The organism is Desertivirga xinjiangensis (genome assembly GCF_024436435.1).
Lineage (GTDB): Bacteria > Bacteroidota > Bacteroidia > Sphingobacteriales > Sphingobacteriaceae > Desertivirga > Desertivirga xinjiangensis.
The window spans coordinates 38,983-52,314 of record NZ_JAFMZP010000010.1; the positions used below are offsets into that span (position 1 = coordinate 38,983).

General features: G+C 41.8%; 15 protein-coding genes and 1 tRNA gene. 7 read left to right on the forward strand and 9 right to left on the reverse strand.

What is annotated here, in order from left to right; all coding sequences use genetic code 11:
• The first annotated feature begins 19 nt into the window (after positions 1–19).
• From J3P37_RS19435 to J3P37_RS19455, 5 genes are all read left to right on the forward strand, one after another.
• Complete coding sequence (locus tag J3P37_RS19435) at positions 20–790, forward strand: Rossmann-like and DUF2520 domain-containing protein (RefSeq protein ID WP_256013026.1); 771 nt, start codon at positions 20–22, stop codon at positions 788–790.
• A 32-nt stretch (positions 791–822) separates the two neighbouring features.
• On the forward strand, positions 823–1,155 hold the full coding sequence (locus J3P37_RS19440) for a 2Fe-2S iron-sulfur cluster-binding protein (RefSeq protein WP_256013027.1): 333 nt from the start codon (positions 823–825) through the stop codon (positions 1,153–1,155).
• 9 nt (positions 1,156–1,164) lie between these two features.
• Positions 1,165–1,407: a Fe-S cluster assembly protein IscX gene (gene iscX, locus J3P37_RS19445; protein ID WP_256013028.1), complete on the forward strand. Its 243-nt coding sequence runs from the start codon at positions 1,165–1,167 to the stop codon at positions 1,405–1,407.
• Positions 1,408–1,488: 81 nt separating this feature from the next.
• On the forward strand, positions 1,489–2,025 hold the full coding sequence (locus J3P37_RS19450) for a KdsC family phosphatase (protein WP_256013029.1): 537 nt from the start codon (positions 1,489–1,491) through the stop codon (positions 2,023–2,025).
• A gap of 45 nt (positions 2,026–2,070) precedes the next feature.
• Positions 2,071–2,631, forward strand: a complete 561-nt coding sequence (locus tag J3P37_RS19455; protein ID WP_256013030.1) for a Maf family nucleotide pyrophosphatase — start codon at positions 2,071–2,073, stop codon at positions 2,629–2,631.
• On the opposite strand, the gene J3P37_RS19460 is transcribed toward J3P37_RS19455, so the two are convergent.
• From J3P37_RS19460 to J3P37_RS19480, 5 genes are all read right to left on the reverse strand, one after another.
• Positions 2,632–3,570, reverse strand: a complete 939-nt coding sequence (locus J3P37_RS19460; RefSeq protein WP_256013031.1) for a Ppx/GppA phosphatase family protein — start codon at positions 3,568–3,570, stop codon at positions 2,632–2,634.
• Positions 3,571–3,573: 3 nt separating this feature from the next.
• On the reverse strand, positions 3,574–4,899 hold the full coding sequence (locus J3P37_RS19465; protein ID WP_256013032.1) for an ABC transporter permease: 1,326 nt from the start codon (positions 4,897–4,899) through the stop codon (positions 3,574–3,576).
• Position 4,900: 1 nt separating this feature from the next.
• Entirely contained in the window at positions 4,901–5,806 is a 906-nt protein-coding gene (locus J3P37_RS19470) for an ABC transporter ATP-binding protein (protein WP_256013033.1), read from the reverse strand.
• Between the two features lie 424 nt (positions 5,807–6,230).
• Positions 6,231–6,304: transfer RNA gene (locus J3P37_RS19475), tRNA-Arg, on the reverse strand.
• Positions 6,305–6,468: 164 nt separating this feature from the next.
• The gene (locus tag J3P37_RS19480; protein WP_256013034.1) at positions 6,469–7,038 is read right to left on the reverse strand and encodes a hypothetical protein; all 570 of its coding nucleotides are present in this window, start codon (positions 7,036–7,038) and stop codon (positions 6,469–6,471) included.
• Between the two features lie 144 nt (positions 7,039–7,182).
• Between J3P37_RS19480 and J3P37_RS19485 the strand changes: the two genes are divergently transcribed.
• Positions 7,183–9,048, forward strand: a complete 1,866-nt coding sequence (locus J3P37_RS19485) for a serine hydrolase domain-containing protein (protein ID WP_256013035.1) — start codon at positions 7,183–7,185, stop codon at positions 9,046–9,048.
• 16 nt (positions 9,049–9,064) lie between these two features.
• Here J3P37_RS19485 and J3P37_RS19490 read toward each other — a convergent pair whose 3' ends face one another.
• From J3P37_RS19490 to J3P37_RS19500, 3 genes are read right to left on the reverse strand one after another with little or no spacing between them, the layout of a single operon-like run.
• Positions 9,065–10,432, reverse strand: a complete 1,368-nt coding sequence (locus tag J3P37_RS19490; protein ID WP_256013036.1) for an NAD-dependent succinate-semialdehyde dehydrogenase — start codon at positions 10,430–10,432, stop codon at positions 9,065–9,067.
• Positions 10,432–10,827 (reverse strand): outer membrane protein assembly factor BamE domain-containing protein, encoded by a 396-nt coding sequence (bamE, locus tag J3P37_RS19495; protein WP_256013037.1) that lies wholly within the window; start codon positions 10,825–10,827, stop codon positions 10,432–10,434. The genes J3P37_RS19490 and bamE overlap by 1 nt, the downstream gene beginning before the upstream one ends.
• A 46-nt stretch (positions 10,828–10,873) precedes the next feature.
• Positions 10,874–11,344, reverse strand: coding sequence for an NUDIX hydrolase (locus J3P37_RS19500; protein WP_256013038.1), 471 nt, complete (start codon positions 11,342–11,344; stop codon positions 10,874–10,876).
• A 272-nt stretch (positions 11,345–11,616) separates the two neighbouring features.
• Between J3P37_RS19500 and J3P37_RS19505 the strand changes: the two genes are divergently transcribed.
• Positions 11,617–11,898 (forward strand): hypothetical protein, encoded by a 282-nt coding sequence (locus J3P37_RS19505; protein ID WP_256013039.1) that lies wholly within the window; start codon positions 11,617–11,619, stop codon positions 11,896–11,898.
• A gap of 82 nt (positions 11,899–11,980) precedes the next feature.
• Here J3P37_RS19505 and J3P37_RS19510 read toward each other — a convergent pair whose 3' ends face one another.
• Positions 11,981–13,252: a homoserine dehydrogenase gene (locus J3P37_RS19510; RefSeq protein ID WP_256013040.1), complete on the reverse strand. Its 1,272-nt coding sequence runs from the start codon at positions 13,250–13,252 to the stop codon at positions 11,981–11,983.
• Positions 13,253–13,332: the final 80 nt, after the last annotated feature.

Sequence of the window (13,332 nt, forward strand, 5' to 3'; positions counted from 1 at the left end):
CCTTTCAAAGCATCTTGATATGAAAGTAGTTCTTCTCGGAAGTGGTAATGTTGCAACACATCTTGGGAAGGCCATGCATCAAGCCGGTCATAAAGTACTGCAAGTTTGGAGCAGAACAATTCAAAATGCGCTCCAGCTTGCAAAATTACTAGATGCAAGTGCAACAGATTCGATCAGCCAGTTAAATAATGACGCCGATATCTATATCGTGTCTGTTTCTGACGATGCTATAGCTTCCCTGGTAGATCAATTTCGTTTTCCAGAGAAAATGCTGGTTCATACTTCGGGTACCGCTAGCCTGGAAGTCCTGGAAGCTGCTTCAGCTCAAACTGGTGTATTTTACCCCCTGCAAACCTTTTCAAAGGTCAAACCTGTAGATTTCAGCAAGGTGCCTGTTGCGATAGAAGGAAGCTCAAAGCAAGTGGAAGAAATACTATTGACTCTGGCAGCTTCACTTACGAAGAAGACAGTGGTTTTCGACTCTGAAAAGAGAAAGTCATTACATGTGGCGGCCGTGTTTGCTTGTAATTTCAGCAATCATCTATATACTATCGCCAGTGAGATCTTAAAAGAAAGCGGATTGGATTTTGATTTGATCCGTCCTCTGATTGCTGAAACTTCTGATAAAGTTCAATATTTTTTTCCGCATGAAGTGCAAACTGGTCCTGCTGTTAGGAGAGATCAAAACGTTATAAATAAACATCTTACATTTTTAAATAGTAAGCCAGAGCTCAAAGAACTCTATGAAAGCTTAAGTCAGAACATTATCAATTTCCACCAAAAGCCTTAATGGGGAAACATTTTTTTTAATTTTGCGCAGCGATGGACGTTTTTAACATTAAAATAAACTTTGAAGAGGCCGGTCACGAAAGTGTTGTCCTTCAAATTGCAGAAGGGGAATCGGTTCTAGATGTATGTCTGGATAATGGCATAGAACTTCAGCATAATTGTGGTGGGGTATGCGGTTGCAGCACTTGCCATATCTACGTAAACAAAGGAATGGATAACCTGCAGGAAATCTCTGATAAAGAAGAAGATTTTATTGACAGAGCTGTTAACCCAAGGATCAATTCCAGATTAGGCTGTCAGTGTGTAGTTATTGACGGTGATATCGAGGTTACTTTACCAGACCAAACTCAATTTTTAGGACATTAATATTCTTTTATGAATCAGGATAAGTTTGCTTTACCCTTCCGCTGGAACGACTATGAAGATATCGCCATGGGTTTATACGAAAAATTTGGCGATGATTTTAGCGAATCCAAAATTTATCGGATCCGATTTACCGATCTTATGGAGTGGGTGCTCAGCCTTCCAAACTTTGCGGGTACCCGTGAGGGATGTAACGAAGGGCACCTGGAACAGATCCAATCAGCCTGGGTGTACGAATGGCGCGACAATCAGTAAGATCTTAGGTACAGGAAAAAGCTATAAATCCAGCTTTTCCTGTTCTTCTCTATAACCTTTTCCCTAGACAGACCTGGATTCATGTTCCTTTCCAAATTAAAAGACATCAAAGCGTTCGTACTGGATATAGACGGGGTTTTAACTGATGCCACAATTCTTGTAACCGAATCTGGCGAACAATTACGCCGCTTCAATGTTCGCGATGGTTATGCTATGCAGCTCGCTATCAAAAAAGGCTATTTAATTTGCATTATTTCAGGCGGAAAGTCGCAAACGGTTGTTCATCGCCTGAAAGGACTGGGAATTACGGATGTATATCTGGGTATTGATAAGAAAATTGACGTTTACCATAATTTCCTGGAAAGACATCAGCTGTTGCCAAAACAAGTGCTATACATGGGAGACGATATTCCGGATATCCCTGTCCTGAAAGCTGTTGGTGCACCCGCATGTCCGGCTGATGCTGTGGATGATGTTAAAGCAGTTTGTGACTATGTTTCAGGGAAGAATGGTGGATTTGGCTGCGTTAGAGAAGTGATTGAAAAAGTATTGCGGGTTCAGGGACAATGGTTTGACAGCAACCCCTCTGGCCAGGAAGAAAGTATCCCATCCCTTTAATCGTTCAGAAACCAGACATTCATAGTTCATCACTCATCATTCTAAATGCAACTCATACTCGCCTCCAAATCTCCGCGCAGACAAGAACTATTGACTTTAATGGGAGTCGATTTCAAAGTGGTTCTCAAAGATGTTGACGAATCATATCCGCAAAATCTTAGCCCGGCTGAAGTAGCTGTGTTCATTGCAGAAAAAAAGGCACGTGCTTTTGACGAAAAGATTGAGGAAAATGCGATCGTGCTGACAGCTGATACAATAGTTTGCGTGGACGGCCTAATCCTGGGCAAACCAGAAGGAGAGGAGCATGCCTTCGAAATGCTTTCGCTACTGTCTGGTAGAAAGCATGAGGTGATAACCGGCGTAGCCTTGCTGCAAAACCAAAAGATACATTCCTTTTATGAAATATCTGAAGTGTACTTTAAATCTCTGGAGGCAGCAGACATCCGAAAATACATTGAAGATTGCAAACCGTTTGATAAAGCAGGTGCATATGGCATACAAGAATGGCCAGGTTTGGTAGCGATAGAAAGAATAAATGGCTCGTATACCAACGTTGTCGGTCTCCCGACTCATCGCGTATACCAGGAGCTGCAGAAGTTAAAATGACTAGAAAGCATTTGCTTTTTCGATAGCCTGAACAAGCAGGCCTTCTTTTAACGCAAATCGTGAAAGCCGTATTACGGGGAAGTTCATCTGTTCTATCAGGTATTTGGTTAGAACCGAAGCCACCACGATCATATCGGTCCGCACAGGAATAATAAGTTTATTCTGCACTCTTTCCCGGTGTGTTGATACTAAAACAGTAGTTAATATACTCTTCAGCTCTGAAGGCTCAAAGCTATAGTTATCTAAATTCAGGATTTGCTGATCGCCCTTGTGTTTATCAGCCACTAGCGCTGCGAAAGTTTCAAATGCCCCGGCAGAACCAATTAATTGCTGTGGCTTGTATTCTCTGGCCCTATCTTTAAGCTCCTCCACAGGCTCCTGCAAATATGCCTCAATTGCATTCATGTTCGGAATCGATATTGGGTCGGAATGGTGGAACATAGCCATCAGGCGGGCTGCACCGATTGGGTAGCTTTTCTTCCAGAAGATCTGAGCCCCATTACAAAAAATAAATTCAACACTTCCACCGCCGATATCCATGATCAGGGTAGAGCTCCTGAGGTCGCTCACCGCCCTGACTCCCTTATAGATCAGTTCAGCCTCAACGTCTCCCTCAATAATTTCTATACAAATCCCTGTTTCCTGCATCACTTCATTAATGAAGTCAATTCCATTAACCGCGCTTCGTAGTGCGGAGGTACCCGAGGCCTGGATAAGATCTACATTGTAGTCTGCAATTACAGACTTAAACTCGCGTAGCGCTTCAATGCCTCTCCTGAATGCCGCATCCGTAATCTTTCCCTCTGTAATACCTCCTTCGCCAAGCTTTACGTGTCTTTGTTCCTCGATAATTTTGTTGAACTTGTTGTTGTTTACCTCCGCCACTACTAAGTGAAAAGTATTGGTCCCCAAGTCAAGTGCAGCTATGCGTTTATTCATTTCTTATTCTTTATACATAAACCATTTCGCCAACTCCTTATAACTTGGTTTTTTACCATACATCAAGATCCCGACCCGGTAAATGCGTGCAGCAATCCAGGTGATCAGCAGAAATCCGGCGACTAACAAAGCCATCGAAAGGAGAAGCTCCCAAAGCGGAACACCAAAAGGAATTCTGATCATCATGGCAATGGGAGAGGTAAATGGTATTACAGACAACCAGAAAGAAAGCTGACTGTCGGGGTTATTAATTACAAAATTTATGGAGATAATGAAAGTGAAAATAAGCGGCATCGTGATGGGGAGCATAAACTGCTGCGTTTCTGTTTCACTGTCGACAGCCGACCCAACCGCTGCAAAAATAGAACTGTATAGCAGAAAGCCAAAAAGAAAGTAAAATAGGAAAGTACTTAAGGTGTAAGTAACTGGAATAGAATTCAGCGCTTGGAAAATTTCCTCCGTGTCACTGAGCTGTTGCTGAACCTGCTGTTTGGCCTGTTCGGTCTGTTGAAGCTTGCTTGCTGTTTGTTCCGTAATAACTTTATCAGAACTTTTAGTTCCTAATAGAAATGAGCCTGCCGCAGCGGCAATACCCACACATAACAGTATCCACAGAAAGAACTGAGTCAGGCCAACCAGTCCGACACCAATGATCTTGCCTATCATAAGCTGAAACGGCTTAACCGACGAAATGATCACCTCAATAATACGGTTGGTTTTTTCCTCAATGACTCCTCTCATCACCTGCACACCATAAATAAACAGCGACAGGTAAATAAGAAAGGCCGAAGCAAAGCCCACGCCATAGGCTATCCATGAGCCTGCATCTTCTTCTCCTTCTTCGGTAAGCTGTTTAGTATCCAGGCGTAAGTGATTCGTATTGGCGTTTAGAATTGCAGTATCAATACCTGCGGCAAGTAACTGATCGTTCCGGTTTATATCATTCAGCTGGCTCTCAATAGTTGAAATATCATTGATTCCTGGCTTTCGTTGACTCAACAATAGGACATTCTTTCCATCTTTTGGTATATGTAATAGAAAATCATTATCCGATTCCTCGAAATCTCTTCTGGCTTTAGCTAGAGGGGCATCCGAATAAGCAAAATCCAAAGCTGGCGTATTTTTAAATTTACCGTTGTTCCGGCCGCTTTCGTCAACTACAAGCACATGTTTGACGTCCCCGAGCTCATCTTTTTTTATAAGCATATACCCTATGAGGGCATACATGCCAATGAAAAGCATAGGCACCAGGAAAGTCATCACTATAAAAGACTTTTTCTTGACACGACTCAGGTATTCCCGTTGTATAATGAGTAGGATCTTATTCATGTTAGTCGGTACCTGTTACTTTTTGAACGAATATTTCATGAATAGTGGGAATGACCTCGGTCAGGCTGAGAATCTCAACCTTTGGTAAGAGAAATGCGAGAGCCTCGTTAGTTGTTTTACCCGCTTCGAGTTTTAAGGTAAGTTCCGTGTAGTCGTCATGCACAGATCGCTTTAGGATTTCGAAAATTCCATTCTCTTGGGGAATTTCATCGTTTGGACGGCACTGTATTTTATAAGTATCGTCTCTAAATGAATTACGAATATCTTTTACTTTACCTTCCAGTATTTTCTTTGACCTGTGAAGCAGTACTATGCTATCACATAACTGTTCAACCGATTCCATTCTGTGAGTGGAGAATATGATGGTTGCACCTCTCTTATTTAGCTCGAGTATTTCGTTTTTGATCACATCAGCGTTTACGGGATCAAAACCCGAGAAAGGCTCATCCAAAATAATGAGACGGGGCTCATGGATCACAGAAGCAATAAACTGCACCTTTTGCTGCATTCCCTTACTCAAGTCTTCTACCTTTTTTTTCCACCAGGTTTGCATATCCAGCTTTTCAAACCAGTACTTTGCGCGGTTCAGCGCCTCAGGCTGACTAAGACCCTTTAGCCGGGAAAGATAGATCACCTGTTCGCCTATTTCCATTTTTTTGTACAATCCGCGTTCTTCGGGCAAGTAACCGATAGATGAAATGTGCGAAGGCTGCAATTTTTCGCCATCAAATAATACAATACCTTCATCAGGTGCGGTGATTTGATTAATGATACGGATCAGCGAGGTCTTTCCTGCACCATTTGGACCCAATAATCCAAATATGCTTCCTGTTTGAATATCAAAACTTACATTGTTTAACGCCCTGTGATTGGCGTATTGTTTGACAATATTTTTAACGCTGAGCATAATGGGACAAATATATTAGATGCTGCCGAACAATGTATGTTACGGGAAGAGTAAACATCGAATTTTGCGAAATGTTACGGCGATAAGTGAAGGATGTGACACGTCGCACGGAATAACTTATAGTTAAGAGCTTCTTTTTACTACAGCTTAAGGGATCAAGTGGAAAAGTTGGGGGCGGCTAAGCGCATTAGTGCCAAACTTTTTAAAACGGTCGTCAGCCGTTCCTGAATCAAGTTCAGGATTCGGCAACTCTTGGACTATAAAGGACATGCTTAAGCAAGAGGTCCTAAAACAAGTTCAGGATGACGAAGGAAAGAACATCTACCAACTTTTCCGCTTGATCCAGCTTATGTCAGTAATTATAGTACGGGACGTGGAGTGTAAAACGAAAAAAGGGCCCAGAATGATCAGTAGCCCTTTTTTGTACACCCATCAGGATTCGAACCTGAGACCGACGGTTTAGAAAACCGTTGCTCTATCCAGCTGAGCTATGGGTGCCCTTAGTGGCTGCAAATATAGAAAAGCTTAACATATTACACAAACTTTTATTGATCGGCTTCGTGATTTGTGATAATTGTAACATACTAAACTCTTTTACAGGTAATTATTTTTAATAAAAAAGGCTCCTTTGGAAAAAGGAGCCTTGCTATATCGGAGAGATCTTAAAATTTCGAAAGATGCTGCTGGGTGATATGTCCAAGCCTGATCAGATTGTATTCTTTTTCTGAAATAGCACCCTTCTCTTTTAATTCATAAACCTGGTTCAGGTTATGACTAGGTAAACTTTGAACTCTCAGCTCAAGTGCTTTGGAAAATAATTCAGGATCCGCAATGTTAGAGTGGCTGAATCCAGAACAATCGTCTGCGCGACGGCGTGTATTTATGTTTCCAAGGTTGCTGAAATATTTACTCAAACGAGTGTTATTTGTATGAGTTTTATAAATGTCATGAACACTTACTTCCTCATATTTTTTTGAAAGAATTCCTTTTTCAATTACCAGGTAATGATCGGTAAGATGCCATTTTTCATTAGCTTTTTTAAGGATCTGATAAAAGCCAAAAAGCATAACTGCAAGGCCTGCAGCCTTAAAGAATGTCGTGTCGTTGTTAACCAGAACGATGCCCGCGCAAACAAATAAAGTAGGAACTATATAAACGATCCAATGTTTTTTAGCAGTTACTACCGGCTGGTGATTGTGTTTTTTTGCTTTCTTTTTTTTGTCCTTTTTCATAAACGTTTTTTGTGGTATGGTGGTCCTTCTACGTCGCAAAGAAATAAAAAGGTTCAACAAATAAGAAATATTTCCCAATTCGATGGTTTTGAAACCTATTTCCCCCTTTTTCAGTAGAAGTGAGCTTTAACAAAGGAGTGGGGAATGACTAAGGTGTTTAGAGTTAAAAAGGAAATGATCACTGTTGGACTAAGGACAGGCATATTTCTTCTTATTGTATTAACAGCAGGATTTGGACGCCGGATCGATTATTTAACCGGCAGAAACACTTTATACAAGGCAAACAAGGTTTCACATTCGAGGTCTCAGCCGGACTTACTTAACACCACTGTGTTACTGAATAATCAATCAGGCCTTGTTCCATTAACAGCTTTGAAGAACAGGAGAATTGCCAGTGTAAACGTAGGTGCTTCAGGTTCAGCAACAGCATCGTTCTTTAACAATATGCTAGCCAGATATACTGAGATAGCGAAATTTGACCTGTCAGCCTTAAAGCACAATGATCTGGACAAATTTACAAGCGTTATCATACGGCTTAATGCTGACTCTCTCTATAGTAACCGAGTACTCTCATTCATAAGAAAAAATATAAAGACCAAGGAGGTGCTGATTGCAGGATTCGGGCAGTCAGCGGCACTTAGGAATCTGGATGGTCTAAGTACTCCAATTATTTGGAATCCGCTAGACAACGAGGAGGGTGCAGAGTTTTCCGCTCAGATGATCTTCGGCGGTATGGCAGCAACAGGTAATTTAAATTATACTATAAGCGAGTATTACCAGGCAGGAGCCGGGTTTCACACAGTTGCAAGCCGGCTTCGGTACTCTGCCAGTAAAAATGCTGATATAAATACCACAAAGTTAAGCAGAATTGATGCAGTTGTGGGGGAGGCTATAGCACAAAGGGCCACGCCCGGAGCTGTAGTGATGGTAGTGAAAGACGGTAATGTAGTTTTTAATAAGGCTTATGGTAGCCACACTTATGAAGAGAGCACGCCAACTAATACCAGTGATATTTTTGACATCGCTTCTGTGACCAAAACAGCGGCAACTACTATGGCTGCCATGAAGTTGTATGAGCAACGGAAATTGGATTTGAACGCTGCTATAGGAAACTACCTTGCTGAGGTAAAATATACCAATAAGGCTAACATCCCGGTGCGGGATGTGTTGCTGCATCAGGCTGGTTTTGTAAATCTCGATTTTTTCGGAGGATTAAAATCCACGGATCGTAGCAGGGACTCTTCCACATTGTTCCCGGTTAAGCTTGCAGACAACTACTACCTGAGAAAAGATTACTACAAAGACGTAATGTGGCCAAAAATGCTCCGTACGCCTTTACCTACGCGAGGCCAGTATGTCTACAGCGATATAAGTATGTATGTCATGAAAGAGCTGATAGAACATCAGTCAGGTCTTTCACTCGATAAATTTGTTTCTTCAGAGTTTTACAAACCACTTGGAATGCAGACTGCAGGATTTATTCCTAGCAGGAGATTTTCAAAAGACAGGATGGTGCCAACAGAGCGTGATACCTATTTCCGGCAAACGCTTTTACATGGACATGTGCATGATTCAGGGGCTGCAATGGCAGGTGGCGTGTCTGGGCATGCCGGACTGTTTGCAAGCGCAAACGACCTGGCTATTCTGAATCAAATGCTTTTGAATGGTGGTTCCTATGGTGGCGAAACTTATTTTCGCCCGGAAACGGTCAGGCTTTTTACCTCAAAACAGTCCATGGTTAGCCGGCGAGGGCTAGGGTTCGACAAGGGAACGGGACGTGGATATCCTTCATCTCTTGCGTCCTCTGAAACTTATGGTCACACCGGCTATACAGGTACCTGTGTATGGGTAGATCCTAAATATAACCTGATCTATATCTTTCTGTCGAACCGGGTATACCCTTCAGCCAGTAATAAACTGAACAGTCTCCGCATTCGTCCAAGGATACATGATATTATTTATGAAGCAATTCAGGGTAGTCGTCCGGATATAGCCTCTGTCACAGATTAAGTGCCCGCATAAGTAATCAGGCGATATATATGGTTTTGATATTGACGAATTCTTTGATGCCATACACTCCAAGCTCACGCCCATAACCAGATTGCTTTACCCCGCCGAATGGAAGCCTGGGATCTGACTTAACAAAGTCATTTACAAAGCAAGAGCCAGCCTGAAGTTTGGTAGCGGCTATATTTCCCGCCCTGGCTGTGTCTTTGCTAAATACCGCAGCCCCAAGGCCAAAAACGGTATCGTTCGCAATCTCTATGGCATGTTGCTCAGTTTCTGCGGTAATAATTGCTGCAACGGGACCAAATAGTTCTTCATCGTAAGCCGGCATTCCTTTTTTTACATTTGTAAGAATGCTTGCCGGATAATAAGCATGGTCTCCTTCGGGTATAAAGCCGCCTAAGATACACTTCGCACCAAGCTGTATACTCTTTATTACTTGTCGGTGTAGATCGTCCCGGAGGTCTGTCCGGGCCTGTGGTCCGATTTGAGTTTTTTCGTCGAAAGGATCTCCGATTATTCTGGCAGATATATTCTCTTTAAAGAGCGCTGTAAATTCCTCTTCGATCTCTTTCGCAACAATAAATCGTTTGGCAGCAATACAGCTTTGACCACTATTGATCAGACGACTTTCGGTACACATATGCGCGGCGAGCCTGAGGTCTGCATCTTTCAAGATGAGGTAAGCATCACTTCCGCCAAGCTCCAGGACCACCTTTTTAAGTACGGAACCTGCTTTTTGCGCAACCTTCATGCCCGCTCCGGTACTTCCTGTCAAGGTAACAGCCTGAATTAGTTTGTTTTCAATCACTCTATCTACAGAACTACTGCCGATCAGTAGTGTACTAAAAACTCCTTCAGGAAAGCCGGATTCTCTGAGGATCTCTTCAATGGTGATAGCGCAACCGCTGACGTTAGAGGCGTGTTTAAGCACTGCGCAGTTCCCCGCCATTAGGCTGGGCGCAATAAAACGAAACGCCTGCCAAAAGGGGAAGTTCCAGGGCATTATCGCAAGAATAACACCCAGTGACTCGAAGCTTACATAACTTTTGCTGGCTTCCGTCTCAATAGGCTCTGGCTTTAAAAAGTACGCAGCATGTTTGGCATAATAGTCACAGCATACGGCACATTTTTCAATTTCAGCTTCACCGGCTTTCAGCGGTTTACCCATCTCAAGAGCCATTAATTCAGCCAGAAACCGCTTCTTACTTCTTAGTATCCGCGCTGCCGCCGACATCAATCCTGCCCGTTCTTCAAAACTGGTTTCTTTCCATAAAAGCCAGGATTGGTGGGATTTATATATTTTTAGATCAACCTCTTCATCAGAATGAGAAGGGTAGGTTTTTATCAATTCGTTAGTTGCCGGGTTTATTGATTCCAGTGCCATTATTGTTTAGTTTGCGAACTGTCCGGGCTGTCTTTATCCAGTTTGTCTTTTATTTTGTCAGCGGCATTATCAACCTTTTCTCCGAGGTTGCCAAATCCTTTTTTTACTTTTTGATTAGTACTGTCCAGCCAGCCAGCCACTGAATCAAGACGTGCTTTCGGAGAGGTCATAATCGAGTATACGGTGTCCGCCCGGAATACTACCGTCCGGCTTGAGTCTGTATAATCCCATATCTCCGTCTTATTGACTACATCTTTTTTCTTTGGCTCACCAATCATATTCACAACTTCGGTTTTTGTCATACCAATGGTTACTGAAGCAAGATCTTTCTTAGGGCGGTTGCAGGCACTTAATACAGCTAACGCTGATAAGGATAACATAATAAATCTTTTCATAAAATTACATTTGTTCAGCCAGTTAACAGTATCAGAAAAGTATTGTTTACATCAACGACCTCAGCTTCTGTTCCAGCTCCATTAAAATAGGTAACTGTGATGCATTAATCTTTAGCCTGGCCTCTTCCATGCTGAACCAGTCGGCCTTATCCGTTTCAGGAAAACTTTGCATCTTCCCCGACTTAGGCGGCCATTCGATTTCAAACATATTTGATGAAATATAACACTGTTCGAAATCTGCTTCAGTGGCCCATGTTGTAATTAATTTTCCTCCCTTGGAACGAACAGGCTCGAGAGGGATAAAAAGGCTTGAAGCAATAGTGTTGCCTGTTTCCTCAAAAAATTCCCTTTTTGCAACTTCCAATGCGTCTTCCTGGTCAGGATTATATTCGCCTTTTGGAACAGACCAGACCCCGGCGTCTTTTTTTGCATAAAAAGGACCTCCCGGATGTACAAGTAAAATTTCGAAATGATCTGACTTGACCCGGTACGCCCATATTCCCGCTGTATGTTTCATGTGTGTAATGCGCTAAAAAATAAACACTGTATAAAAATTAAGTATTGAAAACTCTACAATTAAGATAATAATATTTTTTAAAAACTATTTAGTTGCAATTATATGACTTTATTATTTGCAAATTTTTAATAATCAATATAATTTAGTAGAAATTTTTCAGGGGATAGTCTTTTTGGCTTAGTATTTGATAATTGTTAGCTGAAAAGATGCGAATTCGCAATCCCAAAGATTTTATCAGGTCTTTTTATTTCTCTAAAAACAAAGGAGGCAACATGCAATTAAAGGATTTATTACTTAATGGTTTCAGTTTTAACGAAATTTTGAGACAATTTTCAATTGAAAAATCAGATTTCATAATTCAGGATGAAGACATGATCCTGTCGAGAAAAGACCTGGCGAACAAAGAAGTGTTAAAAGAACGTGTTTTAATCCAAGGTAAATCAACTAATGGTATTTTTAATTTCTTTGGAACTTTGCACTGCAATTTCTTAAATCAGCTTGCTGTGTTCGAGCTGGATTCTGTTGAGCAACAACAAGCCTCAGCAGCAGCTTAACCTTTAAGCTAAGAGAGCGGCGAAGGCAGGCTCTCAAAGTAAAAGAGGCTTCTCCAGAAAGGGAAGCCTCTTTTACATTATGCTAAATAGTAGCGATATGGGTGGCTACTCCAGACGCCTCTATTTTCAGATGCTCTTCCGAATAGCCACTTTCGTGTGTAACGGGACTAACGTTACCTATTTCCGCTACAAAACTGCCTTTTATACTGAGAAGCTCTTTGTGTTCGATTAGGCTGTTGAGAGATACTTTTCCAATAATGTAACTAAAGTCGGGAGAATAATATCTTTCTGTAATACTTTCAAAATGAAGTTTTTGGATCAGCGACTCATCTGTGTATCTCAGGTAGACGTTCAGAGAGTAATCACCCGTGAGCCGAAAGCCTGACTTTTGATGATATTTCTTATACTCATATTTATAGTCGTACCGAAGAGCTGCGATATCAGATAGAACAGCGGAACCCGTTGGGTGACCTCCTGCGCCTTTACCAAAAAAGAACTGCTGATCGGCAAAAGCGGCCTGAACAATTACCCCATTATACTCATTCTCTACATTATAAAGAAAATCATCACTCTTTACTAGCTTAGGCAAAACATAAAGTACTATCTGTTTCTCAGCAAATTCAAGAGCTGTTGGAACGAGTTTAATCTTATAGTTTTTTTCTTTAGCAAATTGCACATCCTGCGATGTGAGATTTTGAATACCAATGTTCAACACTTCATCAGGATTTGCGAGGACCCCATAAGCATGCGCAGAAGCTATGACTAATTTATACTTTGCATCATAACCCCCAACATCGAGGATCGGGTCTGATTCGGCAAATCCAAGATCCTGCGCTTGCTTCAGGGCCACATCATAGTCCAGATCTTCATTGAATACTTTTGACAAGATGTAATTGGAGGAACCGTTAAATATCCCCCTGACAGAATAAAGCAATTCGTTATCATAATATTCCTCTAAGTTCCGTATAATAGGAATACTGCCACATACCGACCCTTCGTAAAGTAATGATGCCCCGTACTCTTCCTGCAGATCCACTAATTCTTCCAGGTGAGATGCTATAAGCTTTTTGTTTGCAGAAACGACATTTATTCCTTTCTTGAGGGCGCTGGATACTATATACCACGCCGCCTCTGCATCATTGATAAGCTCAACGATAGTATTTATTTCCGGGTCGTTTAGAACGGCATCAACATCTGTTGTAAATAACTCTGCAGGCAGCGAGCGTTTTTTCTCAGGATGTTTAATGGCAATTTTTCTGATTTCAAGGTTGAGATCCTTTGTACGTATAATATCATACAGGCCCTGTCCCACGACACCGAACCCAAATAAACCAAGACTTAATTTTTTACTCATGTTATATATTAAATTAGCAGAAATCTATAGCACACGCGACACGCGTGCGCTAGCAGGCAACGTATGCGGGCATACGCGTG